Origin of the sequence: Aminobacterium sp. EBM-42 (assembly GCF_001896635.1) — a bacterium.
Lineage (GTDB): Bacteria > Synergistota > Synergistia > Synergistales > Aminobacteriaceae > Aminobacterium > Aminobacterium colombiense.
The window spans coordinates 64225-86220 of record NZ_MPPC01000004.1 but is presented as its reverse complement, the minus strand read 5'-3'; the positions used below and the strand labels follow the sequence as shown (position 1 = coordinate 86220).

At 45.5% G+C, this 21996-nt stretch carries 27 protein-coding genes, 7 tRNA genes, 1 riboswitch and 1 other annotated feature; of the genes, 27 read left to right on the top strand and 7 right to left on the bottom strand.

The features are described from left to right. The 17 genes from BUC50_RS00805 to BUC50_RS00725 form a co-directional block, all read left to right on the top strand. The coding region (locus tag BUC50_RS00805; RefSeq protein WP_273311997.1) for an EF-Tu C-terminal domain-related protein at window positions 1–104 on the top strand (104 nt) is incomplete at its 5' end. A 20-nt stretch (window positions 105–124) separates the two neighbouring features. Beyond that, the gene (gene rpmG, locus BUC50_RS00800) at window positions 125–274 is read left to right on the top strand and encodes a 50S ribosomal protein L33 (protein WP_013047722.1); all 150 of its coding nucleotides are present in this window, start codon (window positions 125–127) and stop codon (window positions 272–274) included. 21 nt (window positions 275–295) lie between these two features. Continuing rightward, window positions 296–371, top strand: a tRNA-Trp gene (locus tag BUC50_RS00795). Window positions 372–403: 32 nt separating this feature from the next. After that, window positions 404–586 (top strand): preprotein translocase subunit SecE, encoded by a 183-nt coding sequence (gene secE / locus BUC50_RS00790; RefSeq protein ID WP_013047723.1) that lies wholly within the window; start codon window positions 404–406, stop codon window positions 584–586. Between the two features lie 83 nt (window positions 587–669). Continuing rightward, window positions 670–1212 (top strand): transcription termination/antitermination protein NusG, encoded by a 543-nt coding sequence (gene nusG / locus BUC50_RS00785; RefSeq protein ID WP_041459305.1) that lies wholly within the window; start codon window positions 670–672, stop codon window positions 1210–1212. Between the two features lie 86 nt (window positions 1213–1298). After that, on the top strand, window positions 1299–1724 hold the full coding sequence (gene rplK / locus BUC50_RS00780; RefSeq protein ID WP_013047725.1) for a 50S ribosomal protein L11: 426 nt from the start codon (window positions 1299–1301) through the stop codon (window positions 1722–1724). A 74-nt stretch (window positions 1725–1798) separates the two neighbouring features. Then, on the top strand, window positions 1799–2509 hold the full coding sequence (rplA, locus tag BUC50_RS00775; protein WP_013047726.1) for a 50S ribosomal protein L1: 711 nt from the start codon (window positions 1799–1801) through the stop codon (window positions 2507–2509). Window positions 2510–2526: 17 nt separating this feature from the next. Then, window positions 2527–2690 (top strand) — a sequence feature (ribosomal protein L10 leader region). Between the two features lie 9 nt (window positions 2691–2699). Then, window positions 2700–3230 (top strand): 50S ribosomal protein L10, encoded by a 531-nt coding sequence (rplJ, locus tag BUC50_RS00770; RefSeq protein ID WP_213700020.1) that lies wholly within the window; start codon window positions 2700–2702, stop codon window positions 3228–3230. A gap of 73 nt (window positions 3231–3303) precedes the next feature. Continuing rightward, window positions 3304–3684, top strand: a complete 381-nt coding sequence (gene rplL, locus BUC50_RS00765; RefSeq protein WP_013047728.1) for a 50S ribosomal protein L7/L12 — start codon at window positions 3304–3306, stop codon at window positions 3682–3684. Window positions 3685–3759: 75 nt separating this feature from the next. After that, complete coding sequence (gene nfi, locus BUC50_RS00760) at window positions 3760–4449, top strand: deoxyribonuclease V (protein ID WP_213700019.1); 690 nt, start codon at window positions 3760–3762, stop codon at window positions 4447–4449. Then, window positions 4446–5288, top strand: coding sequence for an amidohydrolase family protein (locus tag BUC50_RS00755; protein WP_013047730.1), 843 nt, complete (start codon window positions 4446–4448; stop codon window positions 5286–5288). The genes nfi and BUC50_RS00755 overlap by 4 nt, the downstream gene beginning before the upstream one ends. A gap of 53 nt (window positions 5289–5341) precedes the next feature. After that, window positions 5342–5416, top strand: a tRNA-Val gene (locus BUC50_RS00750). A gap of 41 nt (window positions 5417–5457) precedes the next feature. Next, window positions 5458–5534 (top strand) — tRNA-Asp (locus tag BUC50_RS00745). 15 nt (window positions 5535–5549) lie between these two features. Next, window positions 5550–5625, top strand: a tRNA-Phe gene (locus tag BUC50_RS00740). 15 nt (window positions 5626–5640) lie between these two features. Next, window positions 5641–5715: transfer RNA gene (locus BUC50_RS00735), tRNA-Gly, on the top strand. A gap of 16 nt (window positions 5716–5731) precedes the next feature. Then, window positions 5732–5805, top strand: a tRNA-Cys gene (locus tag BUC50_RS00730). 22 nt (window positions 5806–5827) lie between these two features. Further along, window positions 5828–5903 (top strand) — tRNA-Asn (locus tag BUC50_RS00725). A gap of 323 nt (window positions 5904–6226) precedes the next feature. Here the strand turns inward: BUC50_RS00725 and BUC50_RS00720 are convergent. Further along, the gene (locus BUC50_RS00720; RefSeq protein WP_286677038.1) at window positions 6227–6421 is read right to left on the bottom strand and encodes a YwbE family protein; all 195 of its coding nucleotides are present in this window, start codon (window positions 6419–6421) and stop codon (window positions 6227–6229) included. 166 nt (window positions 6422–6587) lie between these two features. On the opposite strand from BUC50_RS00720, the gene BUC50_RS00715 reads away from it, so the two are divergent. The 3 genes from BUC50_RS00715 to mprF are packed head-to-tail and all read left to right on the top strand — an operon-like array spanning window position 6588 to window position 9773. Next, window positions 6588–6935, top strand: a complete 348-nt coding sequence (locus BUC50_RS00715) for a methyltransferase domain-containing protein (RefSeq protein WP_052292781.1) — start codon at window positions 6588–6590, stop codon at window positions 6933–6935. Continuing rightward, window positions 6898–7188: a class I SAM-dependent methyltransferase gene (locus BUC50_RS00710; protein WP_052292782.1), complete on the top strand. Its 291-nt coding sequence runs from the start codon at window positions 6898–6900 to the stop codon at window positions 7186–7188. The genes BUC50_RS00715 and BUC50_RS00710 overlap by 38 nt, the downstream gene beginning before the upstream one ends. Further along, window positions 7185–9773 (top strand): bifunctional lysylphosphatidylglycerol flippase/synthetase MprF, encoded by a 2589-nt coding sequence (gene mprF / locus BUC50_RS00705; RefSeq protein ID WP_013047732.1) that lies wholly within the window; start codon window positions 7185–7187, stop codon window positions 9771–9773. The genes BUC50_RS00710 and mprF overlap by 4 nt, the downstream gene beginning before the upstream one ends. Window positions 9774–9788: 15 nt before the next feature. On the opposite strand, the gene BUC50_RS00700 is transcribed toward mprF, so the two are convergent. From BUC50_RS00700 to BUC50_RS00690, 3 genes are read right to left on the bottom strand one after another with little or no spacing between them, the layout of a single operon-like run. Then, window positions 9789–10139: a hypothetical protein gene (locus tag BUC50_RS00700; protein WP_013047733.1), complete on the bottom strand. Its 351-nt coding sequence runs from the start codon at window positions 10137–10139 to the stop codon at window positions 9789–9791. Continuing rightward, on the bottom strand, window positions 10136–11410 hold the full coding sequence (locus tag BUC50_RS00695) for a DUF1576 domain-containing protein (RefSeq protein WP_013047734.1): 1275 nt from the start codon (window positions 11408–11410) through the stop codon (window positions 10136–10138). Before BUC50_RS00695 ends, BUC50_RS00700 begins: the two co-directional genes overlap by 4 nt. Further along, a complete protein-coding gene (locus BUC50_RS00690) occupies window positions 11403–12713 on the bottom strand; it encodes a B12-binding domain-containing radical SAM protein (protein ID WP_013047735.1) in 1311 nt (436 codons plus the stop codon). The genes BUC50_RS00695 and BUC50_RS00690 overlap by 8 nt, the downstream gene beginning before the upstream one ends. 66 nt (window positions 12714–12779) lie before the next feature. Between BUC50_RS00690 and rarD the strand changes: the two genes are divergently transcribed. Both rarD and BUC50_RS00680 read left to right on the top strand, forming a co-directional pair. Continuing rightward, complete coding sequence (rarD, locus tag BUC50_RS00685; protein ID WP_013047736.1) at window positions 12780–13685, top strand: EamA family transporter RarD; 906 nt, start codon at window positions 12780–12782, stop codon at window positions 13683–13685. A gap of 71 nt (window positions 13686–13756) precedes the next feature. Then, on the top strand, window positions 13757–14215 hold the full coding sequence (locus BUC50_RS00680) for a hypothetical protein (RefSeq protein ID WP_013047737.1): 459 nt from the start codon (window positions 13757–13759) through the stop codon (window positions 14213–14215). Here BUC50_RS00680 and mutY read toward each other — a convergent pair. Together mutY and BUC50_RS00670 are read right to left on the bottom strand one after the other, a co-directional pair. Beyond that, a complete protein-coding gene (gene mutY / locus BUC50_RS00675; RefSeq protein ID WP_013047738.1) occupies window positions 14212–15297 on the bottom strand; it encodes an A/G-specific adenine glycosylase in 1086 nt (361 codons plus the stop codon). The genes BUC50_RS00680 and mutY overlap by 4 nt on opposite strands. Further along, window positions 15275–15427, bottom strand: a complete 153-nt coding sequence (locus BUC50_RS00670) for a hypothetical protein (protein ID WP_013047739.1) — start codon at window positions 15425–15427, stop codon at window positions 15275–15277. Before BUC50_RS00670 ends, mutY begins: the two co-directional genes overlap by 23 nt. 75 nt (window positions 15428–15502) lie before the next feature. Between BUC50_RS00670 and BUC50_RS00665 the strand changes: the two genes are divergently transcribed. Then, window positions 15503–16171 (top strand): protein-L-isoaspartate(D-aspartate) O-methyltransferase, encoded by a 669-nt coding sequence (locus tag BUC50_RS00665; RefSeq protein ID WP_013047740.1) that lies wholly within the window; start codon window positions 15503–15505, stop codon window positions 16169–16171. Further along, window positions 16171–16536: a cyclophilin-like fold protein gene (locus BUC50_RS00660; protein ID WP_013047741.1), complete on the top strand. Its 366-nt coding sequence runs from the start codon at window positions 16171–16173 to the stop codon at window positions 16534–16536. The genes BUC50_RS00665 and BUC50_RS00660 overlap by 1 nt, the downstream gene beginning before the upstream one ends. Window positions 16537–16598: 62 nt before the next feature. On the opposite strand, the gene BUC50_RS00655 is transcribed toward BUC50_RS00660, so the two are convergent. After that, window positions 16599–18431: a TonB-dependent receptor plug domain-containing protein gene (locus tag BUC50_RS00655; RefSeq protein WP_286677037.1), complete on the bottom strand. Its 1833-nt coding sequence runs from the start codon at window positions 18429–18431 to the stop codon at window positions 16599–16601. Window positions 18432–18552: 121 nt separating this feature from the next. Then, a riboswitch (cobalamin riboswitch) is annotated at window positions 18553–18709 on the bottom strand. Between the two features lie 118 nt (window positions 18710–18827). Here BUC50_RS00655 and BUC50_RS00650 point away from each other — a divergent pair. Genes BUC50_RS00650 through BUC50_RS00640 form a run of 3 tightly spaced genes read left to right on the top strand, consistent with a single transcriptional unit; the run spans window position 18828 to window position 21996 of the window. Further along, window positions 18828–19967, top strand: a complete 1140-nt coding sequence (locus BUC50_RS00650) for an ABC transporter substrate-binding protein (RefSeq protein WP_013047743.1) — start codon at window positions 18828–18830, stop codon at window positions 19965–19967. Beyond that, window positions 19964–20968, top strand: coding sequence for an iron chelate uptake ABC transporter family permease subunit (locus tag BUC50_RS00645; protein WP_013047744.1), 1005 nt, complete (start codon window positions 19964–19966; stop codon window positions 20966–20968). Before BUC50_RS00650 ends, BUC50_RS00645 begins: the two co-directional genes overlap by 4 nt. Then, window positions 20965–21996: an ABC transporter ATP-binding protein gene (locus tag BUC50_RS00640; protein ID WP_013047745.1), complete on the top strand. Its 1032-nt coding sequence runs from the start codon at window positions 20965–20967 to the stop codon at window positions 21994–21996. Before BUC50_RS00645 ends, BUC50_RS00640 begins: the two co-directional genes overlap by 4 nt.

The window sequence follows — 21996 nt, the reverse complement described above, 5'->3', positions numbered from 1 at the left end:
TTGACCTTATTGTACCTATCGCCATGGAAGCGGGACTTCGTTTCGCAGTCCGTGAAGGTGGTCACACAGTGGGTGCTGGCGTTGTCACCGAGATTCTTGGGTAAACTGGAAGAGGGGAAGTATTATGGCAGATATAGTGGGTCTGCAGTGCACTGAATGTAAGAGAAGAAACTACTCAACAACAGTCAATAAGAAAAAGCAGGCCAAAAAACTGGAACTCAGCAAATACTGCAAATGGTGCGATAAACACACCTTGCATAAAGAAACTAAGTAGTGTAAAATACTCACTGCTCGCAGGTCCGTAGCTCAATTGGCAGAGCACTGGTCTCCAAAACCGGGGGTTGCAGGTTCGAGTCCTGCCGGGCCTGCCATTTTTTTTTGCCTAAAGATAGGAGGCCGAGGTATGGATAAGATCCTCAGCTTCGTGCGTGAAGCAAAAGCCGAACTTAAAAAAGTGACATGGCCAGGAAAAAAACAAGTGTGGTACTCTACCCTTGTGGTAATTGCTTTTACACTTTTCGTTGCCGCATATCTTGGTATTGTTGACCTGGCTTTGACCGGTATCTTTACGAAGATCATTAGTTAGGCTTTGTTCTGCATGGATTATTTGATGGGGTTAAATAGATTGCGTGGGGAGGTGAGGGGGCCAAAAGAGACCCCCTTTGTGTGATGGAGAGTAGCAGCGAACGGCGCTGGTATATAGTACAGACATATGCAGGGTACGAAAATAGAGTGAAGGCGAATCTTGAACAGAGGATCGCCACTATGGGCATGGAAGAAGAGATATTTAGTGTTTTAGTGCCTGTGGAGGAACGTGTTTTTGTCAAAGATGGCAAAAGCAAAAAAGTCACCCGTAAGCTTTACCCAAGCTACGTGCTTGTAGAGATGAAGCTGAATGATCAGTCCTGGTATGTTGTGCGTCACACTCCCGGTGTAACAGGTTTTGTAGGGGCAGGAAATCATCCCATTCCTCTTTCCGAAAAAGAAATAAAAGAAATTATGAGCAAAATCGGCAAGGACCATGCGAAGCCCAAGATTGAGATGAATCTAAAACCTGGGGATATTGTTAAAGTTAAAAGCGGCCCCTTTGAAGGTCAGGTTGGTCCTGTTGTTGAAATCGTTCCAGAGAAGGGAAAGGTCAAGTTTACAATTACAGTTTTTGGCCGTGAAACTGTAGTGGAAACAGACTATACGGAGCTTGATAAGCTCTAGAGATAAATGAATCTAAAAGCGGGCACTCCTCTTCCTCATAGTGGGAGAGGGGAGTGCTTTGCCGTGATGAGAGGAGATAAGTAGTAATGGCAAAAAAAGTTATTGCGCAGATCAAGTTGCAGCTGCCCGCCGGAAAGGCTACTCCTGCGCCTCCTGTAGGACCAGCACTTGGTCAGCATGGCGTGAACATTATGGAATTTTGCAAGCAGTTTAACGCCAAAACATCAGATCAGGCGGGGATGATTATTCCTGCAGTATTGACAGTATATGCTGACCGGAGTTTCACCTTTATCCTTAAGACACCTCCAGCAAGTGTTCTCTTGAAAAAAGCTGCTGGTCTTGACAGGGCTTCAGGTGAGCCTAACAAGGTTAAGGTGGGTAAAGTAAGCCGTGAAAAGGTAAGAGAAATAGCAGAGCTTAAAAAAGAAGATTTGAATGCTAACGACGTGGAAGCAGCCATGCGCATGATTGAAGGTACGGCTCGTTCCATGGGTATTGATATCGTCGATTAATTTAGTAGAGCTCTCAGGGTTATTCAGTGGCAGGGTCTGCAAAGCCCGTTATGACCACAAGGAGGGAATTTGTCATGGCAAAGAAAAGTAAAAGATACAGTGAGATAGCGGCGAAGGTAGACAGCACAAAGCTTTATGGGCTTCGTGAAGCAGTAGACCTTTACAAGGAAGTTGCTACAGCGAAGTTCGATGAGAGTCTGGAAGTTCACATCCGTCTCGGCGTTGATCCCCGCCATGCGGACCAGCAAGTTCGTGGAACCATCGTACTTCCCCATGGTACGGGAATCACGAAGAGAGTTCTGGTCTTGGCCGTAGGGGAAAAGGTAAAAGAAGCAGAGGACGCAGGTGCGGACATCGTCGGCGGAGATGACCTGATTCAGAAAATAAGCACTGGCTGGCTCGATTTTGATGCGGTTATCGCGACCCCAGATATGATGAAGAGCGTAGGACGCCTTGGAAAGATCCTTGGTCCCCGAGGACTTATGCCAAGCGCAAAAGCGGGCACCGTCACCTTTGATGTGGCTGACGCTATAAAGGAAATCAAAGCGGGTCGTGTAGAATTCCGCGTTGATAAAACTGCTATCATTCACAACATGGTAGGAAAGAAAAGTTTTGAAGCTGAAAAACTTTTTGAAAATCTGAAGGTCCTTTATCGAGCGATTTTGAAAGCACGTCCAGCATCGGCAAAGGGAACCTACGTAAGAAGCTTTTACATTGCGCCAACAATGGGTGTAGGAATAAAGATAGATCCTGTTGCAGCTTCTAAAGAAGTAGCAGAAGCATAAAAAAACAAAATATGCTACAATAAGCACCTGACAAACCAGAGACAGTGGGCGCGTTTAACGCCTAATGAATTCATATCACCCACCGAGGTTTGGAGAAAGACCCATAGAGTAGCCGTATAAGCTGCTTTCTTTGTGTACTTATCTCCCGGCCTTGATGGTTGGGAGATTTTTTTTGGGAGGAGGTGAACTCATGCCTGCAAATGTAAAGTATGAGCGAGTTAATGAATTGAAAGAAATGCTTGATAAAAGTGAAGCTGTTTTTGTAGCTGAATATCGAGGGCTCACCGTAGCGAAAATTACAGAGCTCCGCGCTAAAGTACGTCAGGCTGGCGGCGAGATGAAAGTTGCTAAAAACACGCTGTTTAAAATAGCCCTTCAGGAAAAAGATATGCCTGTTCCTGAGGATATTATGGCAGGGCCGAATGTTTATACAGTTGTATATGATGATCCAGTTGCAGTGGCGAAGGTTTTTGCGGAATTTTCAAGAGATAAGTCTAATAAGGCCTTTGTTATGAAGGGTGGCATAATGGGTACCAGCATACTTGATGCGGCACAGGTTGGTGCTTTGGCGGATCTTCCTTCCAGGGAAGTTCTTATTGCTCAGGTGGTCAGTACCATTGCTGCTCCTCTGTCAGGACTGGTTACCGTGCTTTCCGGTTCCATCAGAGGGTTTGCCACATGCCTCTCTCAGATCAAGGAGAAAAAAGAGCAGGCTGCCTAGCAGCAGCATAACCCGAAAGATTTGGGAAAACCTAAACTTGACAAAAGTTTTAATTTAAGGAGGAACAATAGAAATGACTCACGAAGAAATTATCCAGGCTATTGAAGGTATGACAGTACTTGAGCTTTCTGAACTTGTGAAGGCTCTTGAGGACAAATTTGGGGTTTCTGCTTCCGCTCCTGCCATGGCTATGCCCATGATGATGCCCGGCGCAGGCGCAGCAGTTGCAGCTGAAGAAGAGAAGACAGAGTTTGACGTGGTTCTTAAGGGCCCCGGTTCCAACAAAATCGCAACCATTAAAGTTGTTCGCGAACTTACCGGACTTGGCCTGAAAGAAGCCAAAGAGCTTGTTGACAATGCTCCCAAACCTGTCAAAGAAGCAGTCAGCAAAGAAGAGGCCGACGAAATTAAGGCCAAACTTGAAGAAGCTGGAGCAGAAGTCGAAGTTAAGTAGCCTTGAGCCGCGTATAAACAACAAAGGGCTGTCCCAAAAAGGGCAGCCTTTTTTGTTCATGGGGGAGGGGTTTTTTTGGAGTTTAAAATACCGCAATCCTATAAGGCTGCCATAGCGGAGCAACGTAAATTAGCGCAAAACGTTTGTATAGAAGATGAAGAGATTCTTCTTAAGATAGTAGCCGGTGTAGATGTTGCTTACAGCAGAAGGGGAAAGGAAGCTTGGGCTATTGCAGGGATTGTAACAATGGAGTGGGAAACATTTCAGCCCATAGAGTTTGTTCATGCCATATGTCCCGTTTCATTTCCCTATTTAACCGGACTTCTTTCCTATCGCGAACTTCCTGTTCTCATTGAAGCATTAAATAAACTTCAATCTGCTCCAGACCTCTGGATGTTTGATGGGGCGGGTATAGCCCACCCTCGAAAAATAGGCTTAGCGTCTCACTTTGGAGTTCTTACAAACTCTGTTACTATTGGTGTAGCAAAAAGCCGCCTTGTTGGGGAGTATGAGGAGCCAGCAATTGAAAAAGGCAGTGTTTCCCCTCTTTATTTCAATAGCGAGCAAGTTGGAGTTGTATTGCGCTCAAGAAGAGCTGTAAAGCCCCTTTTTATAAGCCCGGGGCATAGGATTTCTATAGAGAAGGCTGCTCTGCTTGTTTTAAAAGCATGTGTTCGTTACAGGCTTCCAGAGCCAACGCGAGCAGCTCACTGCTATGTGACAGAAGTTCGTCGGAAGTTTGTTGAAAGAGGTGTAGAGGCATGATTATTGATACCCATGTTCATGTATATCCACCAGATGTGATAAGAGATTTTGAAAAGATATCTGAACGAGAGGGTTATTTTAAGTTACTTTGTCATGGCAAGATTCACAAGTGGGCCACCTATGAAGATGTAATAGAACAAATGGACAAGGATGGCATTGAGAAGTCGTGGATATTTGGTTTTGCCTTTAAGGACCTTGGGTTATGCAGACATTGTAACAATTATGTTATAGAGGCCGTAAAGAAGCATCCAAACCGCTTTCAGGGCCTCGCTGTAGTTCCTCCTCTGAGTCTGGGAGCTGATGAAGAAATAGCGCGCTGTGCGGAAGAGGGTCTTATTGGGGTGGGAGAACTTTTCCCCGGGGGGCAGGGTTTTGACATAGACGATGTTCGTCAGACATGGCGTTTGGTAGGAACGACACAAGAGGCGGGTATGGTTTTATTATTCCATACCGCAGAACCTGTAGGTCATGATTATCCTGGCAAGGGAAATGTGGGTCCCAGAGAAGGGGCTCAGTTTTGTATGAATCACCCGGAAGCGAAGGTTGTTTTTGCTCATTTTGGAGGAGGTTTATGGCTTTACGAGTTAATGCCCGAAATGAAACGTTACTTGAGAAATGCAAGATACGACACGGCAGCTTTACCGTGGTTATACACCCCCCACATTCTTCAGGCCATGAAGAGCGCTGACGTGCTAGAAAAATTGTTTTACGGGTCAGACTTCCCTATATTGTCTTTTGGAAGGTATGAAAGGGCTATAAAGGGTGTTCTTGAAATGGGAAAAGACATAAGCGATCTTCTTGGACATAATGTTGAAAAATTCCTTGTGCCAAGGGGTTGACGAGTGCAAGAATGGACGATATACTATCCTTCGCGTTGGTCGAGTGGCGAACGGGGCGGATAGTTCAGCGGAAGAACACTTGCCTTACACGCAAGGGGTCACAGGTTCGAACCCTGTTCCGCCCACCAATCAGCAATAAATCGTTTTTGTATTTTGATAGATTTATGGTGGGGTCGTAGCTCAGTCGGTTAGAGCGTCGGCCTGTCACGCCGAAGGTCGCGAGTTCGAGTCTCGTCGGCCCCGCCATTTTAATAGGGACAGGGCGGGATAGCTCAGTCGGTAGAGCAGCGGACTGAAAATCCGCGTGTCCCCAGTTCAATTCTGGGTCCCGCCACCATCTCGGTTAAGTTACGCGGAAGTAGCTCAGGGGTAGAGCACAACCTTGCCAAGGTTGGGGTCGCGGGTTCAAATCCCGTCTTCCGCTCCATTGAAAGTTCTATAATGGCGGCATAGCCAAGTGGTAAGGCAGAGGACTGCAAATCCTTTATCCCCGGTTCGAATCCGGGTGCCGCCTCCACTATGATAAAAAAGTTTAACGTTCCTCGGTAGCTCAATCGGCAGAGCGGGTGGCTGTTAACCACTAGGTTGCAGGTTCGAGTCCTGCCCGAGGAGCCAGTTTTAAAAGAGCCACTTCGGATATCCGAAGTGGCTCTTTTGTTACTATAGTTAATTCCTACCGATTCGCGGATTACGCCATAAGAGAACAGGGGAAGAAGTGTTTATGGTTAATTTCTCAGCTCTCTTATCTTATGTCCTTATTGCAAACTTTGTGCCAGGACTCAATGTTATTATGTCAATGTCAAATGCAAGTTGATATTGATTTAAGAAGAGCATCTTGTTAATGTAGGCATAGCCTTTGGTGTTTTATCGGGGTTGTTGCTTGTCTACTACGCAGTATTCCTGCCCCTCCAGCAGTAATAATCCATTCTTGCAGCAAGCTATTCCAATATCTCCTGAACCCTTCCGATGATGCCGCTTTCCAGGCGCACCTTTATGCCGTGGGGATGGGTGGGGCTTTTCGTCAGCAGGTATTTGACTATTCCTTCTGTCAACTGTCCTGTTTTCTGGTGTTGCTTCTGTACGATGTTTACTCTAAGACCGACTTTTATGTCTTTGCGTATGGTTCCGGACATTTTAATTCCTCCTGTTGTTTATGATTTACTGAACTCACAGATTATGACATTTTTTGTTAAGAGGTCAAATTGCCAAGTTAACGGCGGTTTGATTTTATAAAAGAAAGCGGTAAATGAAGTTATTGTATAATCACAATAATCTCATATTTCGGCTCAGGAGGATCAAATGTTAACAAATCTTTTTCTTAAGATGCTTAACCGGGAAGCCTCTTCGCCTAAAAGAGGAGCCGTGCGAATCATTGAAAGCCTTCGTCTCTATGAAGGAGAGAAAATAGCTGATATAGGCTCCGGGGGAGGATTTTTTACCCTCGCCTTCGCGAAGAGGGTTGGTAAAAGAGGGGTTGTATATACTGTTGATACCAAGCTTGAGTATTTAGAGTTCGTAAAACGCCAGGCAGAAAAAACTGGGGTGGACAACGTTATAACCGTTCTGGTGGAAAACGATGATGTCCCTTTACCCGAGGGGGGCTTTAGACTTGATTTTCGCAAGGGATGTTTTTCATCATTTGCCTGATCCGGAGCATTATTTTCGCATTATTAAAAGGACGCTTAAACCTAATGGAATTGTTGCGATTATTGATCATGCGCCAGCGCGAGGCATTGGTTTTGTAAATTTATTTAAGCACTTCACTCCACTTGAGACCATTCAGAAAACCATGGAAATGGCCGGATACGAGCTTTCCGAGTCCTTTGATTTCCTCCTGCCTGAACAGACCTTTACTCTTTGGAGGCGGTACGATTTGATGCCCGAACCGAGTGAACAATGAACAAGAAAAAGAGCCAAGTTAGAAGATTGAGCTGGTTACGTTTCGTGGCCTCGGTGTTTAAAGGAATTATCTTTGTAGCGGCGTTAGTTGTAATAGCCCACGAATTGGAGGGCGTGCGCCTTCACGATGTATTTATACAATTGCGGCGGATAGGGCGCTGGCATTTGGTTGGGGCAGTTGTACTGACTGCCCTGAGCTATATACTGATGATCGGCTACGATGATCTTGGACTTCGTTATCTTGATCATCGGCTGGGGTTTATGCAGATAAGCTTCACTTCATTTCTTGGCTATGCATTCAACAACAATCTTGGCACCCTTCTAGGGGCCGGAACTGTGAGGGTTCGTATATATGGTGCTTGGGGACTCTCAAACAAACAAATTCTTTCACTTATCCTCTTTTCGAGCAGCTGTGTCTGGTTGGGGTTGGCGACACTTACCGGCTCCGTTCTCCTCATACACCCCATTCCCTCCAATGTTAATCTGCCGCTGTTTGTTGATTCTATCTCCCTTTGGGGGTTTGCTCTTATGGCACTGGTAGCGGGATACCTTGGGATGTGCCTATGGTGGAGAAAGATTATCCACATTTGGAGATGGTCGTTTCAATTGCCGTCGATCAGGTTGGCTGTGATACAAATACTTATCGGTTCGTTAGACTGGTTTTTGGTAGCGCTGGTTCTCTATGTATTGCTGATCTATATCACTGATGTACCGTTTATCACGTTTCTTGCGGTGTTTCTGCTGGCACAATTTGCTGGCATAGTCAGCAATGTTCCCGGCGGACTAGGTGTGTTTGAGACGGTACTGTTAGTGATGCTTAGTGCGCAGGTAGAGCATCAGGCTATACTTAGAGCCCTCGTTTTGTTCAGGGCAATCTACTACTTACTGCCGCTAGCCATCGCCGGGCTATCTTTGGGGGGATTAGAGTTGTTACGGCACCGTCGGTCATTGGGGATGGCCTATAGCGTATACCAGCGATTCGCAAGGCCAGTTGTGCCATTGGCGATGGCAGTGCTGGTGTTTGTCGCGGGGCTGTCAATGCTTTTCGCTGGAGTTTTGCCAACGAGTTACACGCGACTGCATCTTTTGCACGATTGGTTACCCCTTACGGCAATTGAAATTTCACACTTATTGGGCAGTGTGGTAGGGACGCTGCTGTTATTCCTTGCGATAGCACTCTATCGCAGGATTAATGTGGCCTATGGCCTAGGGATAACACTACTTGGTGCTGGAATGGTGCTATCTCTGCTGCGTGGGTTGCATTGGGAAGTTGCCCTGACGCAGGGTATAGTGCTGATGGCCTTGTTGCCCTGCAGAAGTTGCTTCTACAGGCGTGCGAGGCTGCTAGAGCCTCGCACCAGTTCTTCTTGGCTAGCGGCAGTAGGATTGGCAGTGGGAGCGTCGATTGCTCTCGGACTCTTTGCGTTTAGACATGTTCCCTATCGTAACGAATTATGGTGGCAAGTTTCGTTGACTGGCGATGTGCCGCGTTTTCTGCGTGCCGCTCTGGCTAGTGTATTGGTGGTACTGGCGTTTTCTGTCGTGTGGCTGTTGCGACCAACACGCATTGTGCCGTTGTGGCCGGGTAAGTACGAGCTGGATATAGCACAGCGTATTGCGGGTGGTTTCCCCCATACCTATGCACACCTGGCACTGTTGGGCGATAAGCAGTTGCTGTTCAATCCCCAGCGAAACGGTTTTATCATGTATGGTGTGCAGGGCGGAAGCTTAATTGCAATGGGTGATCCAGTGGCTGCCGATAGGCAACAGGAAGAACTAGCATGGCAGTTTCGAGAACTATGTGATCGATACGGTATGCGTTGTGTGTTTTACCAGGTTGATGGGGCTAATCTTCCTCTGTACGTGGACATGGGCTTGTTCCTTGTCAATCTTGGAGAAGAAGCACGTGTGCCTCTTAAAGATTTCTCTTTAGAAGGCAGTAAACGCAAATCGTTACGTCAAGATGTCAATCGAGCCGTTAAAGCTGGTTGCAGTTTTGAAGTAGTGCCCGCTGAACAAGTTGCTCTGCTTATTCCTTACCTTAAAACCATCTCTGATGCCTGGCTTACCCTTAAGCATGGACAAGAGAAGGGGTTTTCTCTTGGTTTCTTTAATGAAGACTACTTGTCACGGCTCTCGATCGCTGCAGTACGGCACGAAGGCAAAATCGTAGCCTTCGCTAATCTCTGGTTAGGTGGTGACGAAGAGCTTTCTCCCGATCTAATTCGTCATCTGCCCGATGCTCCGCCCGGCACAATGGACTTTCTTATCACGCAACTACTGCTTTGGGGTAAAGAAAAGCAATATCAGTGGTTCAATCTCGGAGGTGCGCCATTCTCCGGTTTAGAAGATCGTACCCTAGCGCCGCTATGGCATCGATTGGGAACACAGCTCTACCGTCATGGTGAGCATTTCTACAACTTTAAAGGACTCCGCCAATTCAAAGAAAAATTCGACCCTGTTTGGGAGCCAAAGTATCTGGCTACATCAGCAGGGTTGAGTCTACCAGCGGTGTTGGTAGATCTGACTCTGTTGATCGGCAAACATGCAGTCAGGAATAACGGCGGAATAAAGTTGCCGAAATAACTCGTTTTGCCGGTGCTACTTCTTTCGGACCAGATGGATAGTCAGCCGCCTATTTTCTTCATCCCTTTCGATTGTTACTTCGTCAGTCATGATGCCTACCAGGTGAAGCTCGGCATCGGTATCGCTTTCTCCCGACAGACTCCAATACATTTCTTCCAATTCGTAATTGCGAGGCTGACAAAGTAAATTTTTTAGCCGTTCGAGTCGCTCATCAGTGAGATGATTATATGTCCCTGAGATTTCGATACGAAAGGCATCGGGATCTTCCTGTATGACCAGGCTTATCTTGTTACATTTGAGAAAGGTAAGAAAATCGTTAATCAATTCTCCAGCCATTTTTGTCACTCGTATCCGCTCATGTTTCATCTATTATTCCCTCCTCTGGCAAAAGTTTCGATTAAAGGGAGCAGAAAAGCAGCAACTAAGCCTCCTGAAAAACCGTTATTATAAAGATTAAACCCCGAATGGAGCATTCCCACATTTAAGACAACAGATGAATGGACAAATCCGGCAATAAGGCCGTATTTCCATCCGAATTCACCACTTATTGGAGCAAGGGTGGTTCCAAAGAGGGCTGCAAGTTGTATTGAAGGTTCCGCAAGGCCCCAACGTTTTGTTATTGCTCCTAACATGATGCCAAGAATTACTGGGATTATGTTTCGCGGGTGCTTACCAAAAGCGCTAAAGCCAACAACAGTAAGAATCCCGCCGATGGTCGGGCCGTTGAGATCCCCGCCAATAAAAAGGATGTATGATGTGGTGATCACGCCCATAATGCCCATGTTGAAAAGGGTAGCTCCCCATCCTTCCAAAATGACGAAATCCGAAACGGCTCTTCCACTATACCCCATAATCCACTTAAATTTGTTCCAACGCGGTAGAAAAAGGGAGAAAAGCACAAGAGCTGCGAAAGATATGTAAAGAAAAATCGCTAAAAGCAGGTTGTTGCCTGTGGTCCATATCATTCGAGATTCTACAAGAAGTCCGAAAGACTTCAAGAGAGAAACGTATACGGTGCCAATGGTTCCAGTTACAAAACCTACGTTATAGAGGCTATATCCCTGATGGAAACGAAGAAATGCCGTAGATAGGGGGGGAAGTATCATGCCAATAGAGAGACCAACGAGAATGCCCGCAAAGAGGTTGAAAGGCCCAAAGGGGAGGAGATTTCCAAAGAGCATCAAGCTGACGAGGGGGGAAAGGGCTGTCCCAAAAAGCGCTATATAAATGTACCTTGAGAAAGGCTCTTTTCTATATTTGGCAAAAAGATAGACGCCAGCAAGAATGGGCCAGACATTTAATATGTTTTTCCCGAAGAGGGCAAATCCGGCAACAGTGAGGAGAGCAGAAATAGAAATGCCCGTTATCTGGGTGCCAGATAAAAAGAGTATCCCTGTCATTGATAAGGTCAATAAGCCGCTATTGAAGAAAGCGGCGCCCAGGCCGCCAACGCCAACATAATCACTAATGAGGTAATCAGGGTCTAAAATAATAGACCAAAGGCCGCTAAAAATCTCTCTAGGAGAAGATATGATAAAAGGAAAAATGATGAATAGAAAACAGAAAGCGCAAAGTCCAATATAAGGACCATACCTCATTTGCATTAGGGGTTGTTTTTTCTTTGCGAACTTAAACAATGTTTTTTCCTCCTGTCTCTAGAGGGTTGTGTATATGGTGAGCCATATTTTTTAATATCTGAAGCTCTTCCGGAGAAATTTCTTTTGATATGTAGCCACAATAAGCGGTGTTGTTTTGAAGAAGAGGTTCAGTTGTTAACTGGGGGTGCTTTTGAGCGCTTGCCTCAAACATCATAGTACCGGGGATAGGGGAGTATTCTGCCGTTTTTGCTACAGCGCCAAGGGAATGAACAAATTCAATGGCATTTTTTACACTTTCGAAGCGCTGCCCAGGCAGGCCAATGAGAATATATGTTTCAATGTCTTCTTGGGAATATCCTGCCCTTAGAAGATGGGTTACAGCTTTGACGTATTGGTGTTCTGAAACTTTTTCTGAACTTGCTTTTTGTATGATGGGGTCAGTGCTTTCCAGGCTCAGTCGTATTGTTTTAAAACCAGTATCAAATAAAACCCTGGCACATTTCTCATCAATTTCTCTAACATGTAATCCGTTAGGCGTGTGAAAACGAAGGTGTGAAAAAGATTTCCGCAATCTTCCACACAGCGGATAAAAATGGAATTCTTTATTGATAAGAAGCGCATCGTCATAAAAGGCCATATCACGAACAGTAGGAATCCTTTCCTGAAAAGATATTTCGTGTATAATCTCTTCTACCTCTCTTTGTCGGAAGCAGGGCCAAAGCAGTTTGGAAGCGCAATATTGACAGTGTAAAGGGCATCCCCAGGAAGTCATAATGACTCCATATTCAGGCTGGTTGTATAAATCTAGAGCAGGATAGGGGCTTTCCAGACAGAGGGGGGCGGTTTGAACTCCATTGGCTCCGATGGTTCGGGCATGCTCCGGGCAGAGCTGGGCATAAAAGCCTCCTAGCAGCACGGGAGTGTGTGGAAATATTCTTTTGACACGGTCAAGGCACCACTGGATTCCGGGATACCAGTAGGTCATCCCCGAAGTAAGCAGAATAACATCAGGTGTGGGAGTTTTTTTAAGCCTTTCCAGGAAATCTTCTTCTTCCATTCCAAAGTGGTAATATTTTCTGGGGATATGACTATAGCAAGCCGGTTTTTCAACCTTGCGTCGCAAAGGCTTGTAACGGCCAAAGGTCTTTGGCGTTTCTCGTCCTTCATAGATGCAATCGATAAGATAGACAGAGTTTTTTTGTTCTCGGAGGGTTTCTAAAATGTACAAAAGACCTAATGGCTTAGCCCAAAAATCGAAATAGGCGAAGTCAAAAACAGGAGGGTTAATCCCTAGAATAGTTTTGTTATGAAGACTTTTTAAGTACAGACTGTAATCACTCATTTCAAGCACAGTATAGCAGATTTGTTAAAGAGTCGAGAGAATAGTCTGGCCAGGGAGTGAAAAGATATGGGAAAAACAGAATTTGAAAAGGGGTTTTTGGCAGCGCTCGCGGCTTTTGGCGCGTGGGGGTTGCTTCCTGCCTACTGGAAACAGCTGGATAACTTACAGCCCCTCCAGATTCTATGTCACAGGATCGTTTGGTCTTTGTTATTTGTCGCCATGGTTTTGACTGTTCAACGTCGCTGGGGAAGCGTCGTTAAAGCCATAAAAACACGAAAGACACTGGGGCTCCTGTTGTTGAGTGGCCTTGCCATAGGGGTGAACTGGTTTATTTATATCTGGGCAGTCAATTCGGGGAAGGTGATCGAAACAAGTCTGGGTTATTTTATCAACCCCCTTGTAAGCGTGTTGTTTGCTGTTCTTTTTCTACGGGAGAAGCTGAGCACTTTACAGTGGAGTGCTATTGTTCTCGCTGGTCTAGCTATCTTGTATCAGGTTATTTTAGTAGGCAGGGTCCCCTTTGCGGCCCTTAGCATTGCCGTGTCTTTCGCCTTATATGCCCTTATCCGAAAAGTGGCCGAGGTAGAGTCTTTTCCCGGACTTTTCATAGAAACCCTTCTTTTGGTTTTTCCCGCGTTATTCTATCTTTTTGTTGGACTTCCGGAAGAACCGTTCCTGGCAGGGGAAACGGCACAGCAGAAGATATGGCTATTAAGTAGCGGAATTGTAACATCACTGCCTCTGATATGTTTTGCATATGGAGCGAGGCGGCTTCCATTAAGTATGTTGGGTATTATGGAGTATTTGGCTCCCACATTGTCATTTCTGCTGGGCTTCTTTGTTTATAAAGAGCCGTTTGATCGAGTACAGTTGCTTACTTTTGTTTGTGTATGGGTGGCGCTTGCTCTCTTTACGGGAGAGAAATTGTTACGTTGGCGCAGAATGCAGCATCCTGACAAAGATTTGGTGTAAAATAATAGAAATCGAAACAATTTTCACTCGTGGGAGTGAAATAAGAAAAAGGTTCTGAAGAGGTGAGGATTATGAAAAGACCTTTGTTAATATTGGCGATATGTATGGCTATTTTTGCGGCATTAGGCGTAAGTGCTGCGGACGCAAGCGATTTCTCTCTTTTTGAGATTCGAGAGATAGCAGTAAAGGGGTCCAAGCTTCATATTAGAGGAGATGCGGACCTCCCGGAAGGTGCGATGCTGAATATAGCTCTTCACTTTCCAGGGTTTGATGGAAAACCAGGGAATAAAAAAGACATTAAGGTACATGTAAACAAGAACCATTTTTTTATACAGGTCCGTTTGCCAAAAGATAGAAAGGATTGTCCCTGGATTGGAATTTTGCGGGCAATCTTCAGGCCATCTTTACAGGAAGAGAAAATAAAAAAACAAGTTGGACCCAAAGGGGAACATTTAAAAGGCATCAAGGTTCGCTTTGAAAATGGGGAAAACATTTTTTTTGACGAAAGAGATTTCTCCTTAGAACTTTAGATATCTTCATGTGGCAGGCCTTTAATAGAGGAGGGCCTGCTTTTTTTAATGAAAAGGTGAAGCAGTTTCGCGCTTCCTCCCTGAAGAGGCAGCTTGCTGAGCTCTTTTGGCATCACCCATTTGAAAGGGGTTTCAACGTGAACAAGAGACGGCAGGGATGCCACATAGCCATTGAGATCAATCTGAGTGTTCATAATAGAGTGGCGAACCCTTCCGAGGCTCCGGAGTGTAAAAGAAGCTGTTCCCAGTACTTTGTCTATTTCTTTCATAAGTACTTCCTCTGCAGCTAGATCATCATGTTCAAAACCCCATGGGAATTCCCATAGGCCACCCCAGGAACCGTCTGTTTCCCTTTGTCTCAATAATATAAATTTATCGCAATAGAAAATCCCTGCCACAGCCTTCTTTTTTTGAATTCCAGCTTTTTTATTTGTAATAGGTCGATTATTTTGTTCCCCTTCTTGGAAAGCCTGGCAGAATTTCTGCAAGGGGCAAAGAGGACATCGCGGCGACCGTGGAATGCATACAAGAGCGCCTAGTTCCATTACGGACTGGTTGAAGTCCCGAGCATTTTCAGAAGGGAGTGTGGATAATACATAATTGTTTAGAAGATCCAGCCCCATCCCACTTATAACCGGCATATCTATATTGAAAAGTCGAGCGAAAACCCTTCGTACATTTCCGTCTACAGCTGGAAAGGGCAGATTATAGGCAATGCTCAGAATAGCTCCTGCGGTATATGCGCCAATGCCTGGCAGTTTTCGTAGCACGGCTTCATCTGGAGGAACTGTAGAATACCCCATATGCACAAGCTGTTTTGCGGCTTTTAGAATATTTCTGGCTCGAGAATAATATCCTAACCCCTCCCACAACTTTAAAATTTCTTCCTCTGATGCTTCAGTGAGTTCTGCAAGGTTCGGAAACCGTTCCATCCAGTGGTTGAAGAAGGGTATCACTCTATCTATTTGAGTCTGCTGCAACATTATCTCTGAAATCCAAACCTCATAGGGATTGTAGGAATGGCGCCATGGAAGGTTTCGCTTGTGGCAGTAGAACCATTCAAGCAATATTTTTGAGATCATACCCCATACCTCGTCCAAAAGATGCTAGGTGTTTTGTTAAATAGTCTATAATAATCGATGAGGAAGCAGCCTTTTTTGCTGGCTGCTCTCTTCTTTCTCTGAAAAGGATGGATAGCGGTTTCTTGTACATAGATAGTCTCCTCGAGAATATAGTACCTTTCTTTCATAGGTATTATATAGCTTCAAGTATGGCAGGGGGTGCAATATGGATTTGGAAAAATGGCAAGACTTTGCGTGGCTAATGGTAAAAACCCAAATAGAGAGCAGAGGGGTGGAGGATGAAAGAGTTCTTCAGGCTATGAAGAAGGTTCCAAGGCATCTTTTTGTTGCCGAAGAGTATCAGTCCCTTGCCTATGTTGACGCACCTCTTCCAATTGGGGAAAGTCAGACTATTTCACAGCCTTACATGGTGGCATTAATGACAGAGCTTCTTCAGGTTTCTCCAGGTATGAAGATTCTCGAAATAGGAACAGGATCCGGTTACCAGGCTGCAGTTTTAGCTGAGATTGGAGCAAAAGTTTTCTCAATAGAACGCATTTCATCTCTTGCAAAAAAGGCGAGAAATGTGTTAAGTAAAGCTGGTTATGAAGTAGTTGTTGTTACTGCTGACGGCAGGGAGGGGTATGCCCAGGAAGCTCCCTATAATGGAATTATTGTAACAGCGGCGGCAGATAGAGTAGAAGAGGCATGGAGGGATCAACTTTCAATAGGAGGGCGTCTTGTAGTGCCATTGAGTGTGGATGTTGGGTTACAGCGTTTGGTAGTTTTGTTAAAAAAGAAAAATCAATGGATCGATACGTGGCATGATTATTGCCGTTTTGTGCCGGTTATGCCAGGAACAAGAACAGAGAAAAGGGAAGGAGCCGATGGGTGATGGACATACGAATTCGAACAGGAGAAATTGAAATCAACGCTGCCTTAAATAATTCTGTGACTGCTTCTCGTATCTTAAAAATATTACCTATAAAAAGTAGGGCAAACACGTGGGGAGAAGAAATTTATTTCATGATCCCCCTTATTGCAGACTTAGAGGATGGAAAAGAGGTAGTAGAAGCCGGGGACATCGCTTTTTGGCCTACTGGAAGTGCATTCTGCATTTTTTTTGGTCCAACTCCTGCCAGTAAAGGGGACGAAATCAGGCCAGCCAGCGCAGTGACAGTTGTGGGAAAGATCAAAGGAAACCTGGAAATTTTAAAAACAGTGAAGAATGGGGACCCTATTATTATTGAGCGAGCCTGATAAAAGAATGGATAAAGAGGGGCGGCATTTTTTAGCCGCCCCTCTTTATCTTTAATTTTTCTTTAAAAACTATACTTCCATGTGATGTAAATACTTCGTTCAGGGCCGTAATATTCCCAGCCAGCGGAATCGTACATAAATTCTTCATCGAAGAGATTGTAGCAGCTTAGGCGAAGGGTATGATCTCCAGAGCGCCACTCCGCAAAAACATCGGTCTGGAAATAATCATCGCCGGAGGGGTAGCCGTTGCGGTTAGCCAGATAAGAGAAATCGACCCCGGCAGTCCATGGACCAGAATGATATTCAGCAGAAGTTTTTAAAAGCCATTCGGGGAACCCGTAGCTGTTAACCCATTCGTCATTTGATTTTTCCTGAGCCTTCATCCAGGTGCCGCTAAGGCTCAGAGTCCACTTCGACGTGATGTCCCATCTCCTTAAGGCTTCCAATCCATAGGATTTGAACTGATCAACGTTTTCGTAGGTGCTGTTTCGCCAAATAATCTTGTCTTCCATGTCGGAGTAAAAAAGTCCAAGGTTCCAGCTGCCGGAGTGGTCAGCCCCTTTTATGCCGAGGTCATAGCTCCAACCCTTTTCTGGCTTGAGGTTTGGATTTCCAACAGTTCCCCACGGCCCTTTGGCGTAGAGTTCGTAAATGCTTGGCATGGCGAAGAAACGTCCCGCAGACAGATACCATGTGCTTCCATTGTCCAGAGGGTACTGAAGGGTCAATTTAGGCATGAGCTCATTGTGGTTTTCCGCATCATCCTGGCGCCAGATTTCGTATCTTAGCCCAAGGGTTCCTATAAAATCGCCGATGGGGCGGGAAAACTCTGCGAAGGGAGCGTAATTTGTTCGGTTCTGTTCCACTTCCGGATCAAAAGAGGAACCACGGAATGTTGATTCTTCTCTTCTAAAAAACAGTCCCCATGAAGCCAAAGTTTCTCCCCATTGTTTCTGTTTTGCGAATTCTGTGGTGAAAGCCCGATCCTTATAGTAATTATCAGGATTTTGCAAAATATAATATCGCTGGTCATCGTATCCCATAAGAATGTAGTAATTGCTGCCGGCATAGCGGAGGGCGTATCTTTGATATTGCCCCTTTTCACTATTTATATCCACGGGTGTAAACCAGCCGGGAGTTTCATATTCATTTTTATATTCTCCGATTTCACTTTTTAAAAACCAGTTTTTCCCGCTAAAAGTGAAACCGTAAGCGTCCTCTCGATACTTAAGAGCATAAAAATCTTCCATGGAGAACGTATCTTTTAAAAGACGGTGTCTGCCTTCTTCTTTTCGAGAGTACCAGAGTCCCGCATTTAGACCGTTATCAGCGGCATTTCCTTGAATAGCATAGCGTCGCCAGTCATTAGGGCCGATTTCTCCTTCCAAAAAGCCGCCCTGAGCGCCTTTCTTGGTAATGATGTTAATAACGCCTCCCGCAGCCATAGAACCGTAAACAGCAGAACCCGCACCTTTTACAACGTGTATCTCCTCGATATTGCTGATCGGAAAGCTTCTGAAATCAACGGTTGCAGCTCCAGCGCCATGAGAGGATCTGTAATAAGGGATACCGTCAACGAGAACCAGTATTTCCGTTAAAAAACCACGGATTGTAACCTGAGAAGCGTTTGAAAAGCCAGATTTTTGCTTTACAAACATTCCTGGTACATGCTTTTCAAGAACAGTTGCCAGATCCTTTGAGCCGCTTTGATCTATCTGGCCGCGGGTAATAACGTAGGTTGGCGCGGGCACTTCTTCCAGACTTGTAGCCAAACGGCTTCCCGTTACTAGTTCCTCAGGAACCTCGTGGACTTTTTCTGTCCCTGTTGCGCTTGTTGCAAAAAATGCTAGCAACAAAACCATAGACAACATGATGAGTCTCTTTTTCTGAATCACTGTAGTCCCTCCTAAATGAAATAAAAAATAAGTGGCGAGGAAAGGATTGATACGACAACCTTTCCTCGCCACACAGAAGGGCAAAAAGAAGAGTTATCATATCACGCCCTCGCATGATAATGAACCACCAAGCTTTCCGATCGGTCTCCTGACTCCAGTTCATCCTCCCTCGCGCCTTCCCGGAAATTCCAGTGGCTTTGCGAGTTCGTCGCTGTTACAGTGGCGGGGCCGTTCTGGCTTTGCACCAGATTCCCTATACCGGAAAACAGACTTTCTTATTTGATTTTATCAGATATCATAGCCATAATTGATTGCTAGTCAAGTGTTTTTTGATTTACAGCCGATGTAAACCGTATAGTAAAATCTTTTTTGAAGGCCCTGAGTGTGAGGATAAATATGATAAAAAGAATTTCTCTCTTATTTTTATTTTTTTTCGTCATTACCCCTTCTGTGTGGGGATCTCCCCATCCCTTTCCAGAAGTTTCTTTGCAATATGCCCATGGCTTCAGAGTAGAGTGCGGAAATGGTTATTATGTGGTTACAGTAGACAGACCGTGCTCAGATGCCGCGGATTCCCAGTCCTATCTATTGTTGTCAAAGGGAGGATCTGTGCCTGAAGCCCATAAGGATTTGCCGGTCATATATATACCAGTCAAGCGGATTATTACGACTTCCATGACGATGCTTCCTTTTATAGAAAGACTTACGGATAAGAGTTCTCTCGTTGGTGTGGGGGGGAAGCGCTATGTTTATTCCGAGGACATCAGAAACTTGAACCTCCTCGATGTGGCATCAGATGCCGGATCAGGGCTTCGTATCGACGTTGAGAAGATTCTTTCCCTCCAGCCGGATGTAGTGTTTGTCTATACCTACACTGCAACGGAAAAAGAAGCAGCAGAAAGATTGGCCGCGCTAGGAGTTCCTATTGTCATTGCCTCTGATTATCTGGAAGAAACGCCCCTTGGCATGGCAGAGTGGATCAAGTTCGTTGCGCTTTTTCTAGGAGAAGAAAAAAAAGCTGAGATTTTTTTTAGAGGAGTATCAGAGCGATATAATTGCCTGAAAGAGCTTGCAAATAAGGCAGAGGCCCGCCCCACTGTTATGGTTAACGCAGCTATAGGCGGTATGTGGTATGTTTCAGGGGGGCGAAGCTGGCCTGCCCTTCTCATCCGAGATGCTGGCGGTGAATATTTGTGGTCGGAAGTGGATCTTCCCGGGAGTATCCCCATAGATTTTGAAAAGGTGCTGGAACGGGCGCTGAATAGCGATTTTTGGATTAACCCCACGACCTGGCGGAACCTTGACGAGGGGAGGGGGCAGGATTCCCGTTATACAGCATTTCGCCCTTTTCGAGAGAAAAAAGTTTACAATAATAATGCCAGGATTAATGGGGCAGGAGCTAACGACTATTACCAACAGGGCGTCATGCGTCCTGATCTGATACTTGCAGATCTTATCTCTATTTTCCATCCAACCCTGCTTCCAAATCATGAGCTTTATTTCTATCGTCTCTTAGAGGAGGGAACAGGCAAATGAGACGCTATCCTTTCATTTTTTTTATAGCAGTGTCTTTTCTGGGAATTTTTTTTGCTGCTTTGTCCCTTTCTTTAGGGTCGGTTTCTATCCCTTTTTACGAGCTATGGAATGTGATCTTTAACCATGGTGGTATAGAAAATGGGTGGAGGATTATTGTTCTTGAATTACGTTTGCCCCGTATTCTTACTTCCCTGGCAGCAGGCAGCGCATTATCTGTAGCCGGGTTGGGAATGCAGACCCTTTTTCAGAATCCCCTTGCTGGCCCATTTGTCCTTGGCATCAACGCGGGAGCCAGTTTAGGCGTAGCATTAGCGACCCTCCTTACCGGGGCTTTAGCAAGCTTAGGCCTAGCGGCATCTTCATGGCTTGGAAGTTCTCTTGTCCTTTTCGTAATGATAGGTATTGCAGGACGGCTCAAAAATAACATAACACTTTTAATATTAGGTCTTATGTTCGGGTACGGTGTTAGCGCCCTTGTGAGCGTTTTGATTCATTTTAGCTCCCCTGAACAAATACAACAGTTTGTTTTATGGAGTTTCGGTAGTTTTTCTTCCGTAACATGGCAACAGCTCTCTCTTTTCGTGCCAGTTTCTTTGTCAGGTGTAATGGCGATGTTTTTTCTCGCCAAACCGTTGAATGCCCTTTTGCTAGGGGAATCTTATGCTTCAACTATGGGAGTATCTGTACGCCATATACGCCTGGCATTGGTTTTTGTTACAGCCATTCTTGCTGGAACCGTAACTGCCTTCTGCGGTCCCATTGCTTTTCTTGGAATGGCAGTTCCCCATTTATGCAGACACTTCTTGAAAAGCGGGGATCATCGTCTTCTTATTCCTGCCAGTGCTCTAAGTGGGGGAGTCCTCGCCCTTGCCGCAGATTTTTTTGCCCATTTGCCTGGAAGTGCTCTTGTATTGCCTCTTAATGCCGTTACGTCCCTTGTGGGGGCTCCTGTTGTTGTCTGGGTTATACTTCGAAGCCCATATGGAGCAAAAGTATCATGAGTTTGAAGCGGCCCCTACTCGCAACCCAAGACCTCTCTATAGGGTATGGTCCGAAAAAAGGAACAACTCTTGTCGCTGGTCCTATCGCAACATCCCTTTATGAAGGAGAGTTGGTTTGTCTTATTGGTCCCAACGGTGTTGGTAAAACAACATTGCTGAAAACCCTGGCAGGAACCCAAAACCCTTTAGGTGGGGAAATAAGGGTTTTGGAATCTTCTCTGGCAGAACTTTCTCATAAGAAGCGGGCACAATTGCTGAGTTTCGTCATATCTGGCCGGCCCGCGATCCAGGGTTTCTCTGTCTTTGAATTAGTCGCCCTTGGACGGCACCCCTATACAAACTGGAAGGGAGAACTTGAAGACAGGGATATAAAAGCAGTGGAGAAGGCTCTTGTAGAGGTGAATGCCTGGCATTTGTCAGGGCGCGATTTTGCAAAGCTGAGCGATGGAGAAAGTCAACGTGTCCTTATAGCGAGGGCCCTTGCCCAGGATACCCCTATTTTGCTCCTTGACGAGCCTACGGCATTTCTTGATTTGCCCCGAAAAGTGGAACTTCTTTCTCTTTTGAGGCAGTATGCCTGGAAGATGAACAAAGGAGTTCTTATGTCGGTGCACGACATAGATTTAGCCTTGCGTTTTGCTGATCGCATCTGGGTCATGTCCCCCAGTCATTCTTTTACTGTTGGGATTCCGGAGGATCTGGTGCTGTCCGGCGTTATAGAGGAAGTATTCTCATCAGAAACCATCAGATTTGACAAAGAAAAAGGCGGATGGAAGTTAAAGGAAACGCCAGGTATGGGTATATGGATCGAGGGAGATCCTGTTGCGGTCATATGGACAGGCAGGGCTCTGGAAAGAAAGGGGTATAAACTCCTTTCAGAATTAGAAAGAAGTATTCAATCATGGCATGCCTCTATAAAAGTAACCGTAGACCCTGACCCTTTGTGGGTTCTTTCCTTTCCCAGTGGGCAAGTAGCTCATGCAGCTTCTCTAGAGGAAGCTCTCGCCCTTCTTTCGTATTATCTTTAG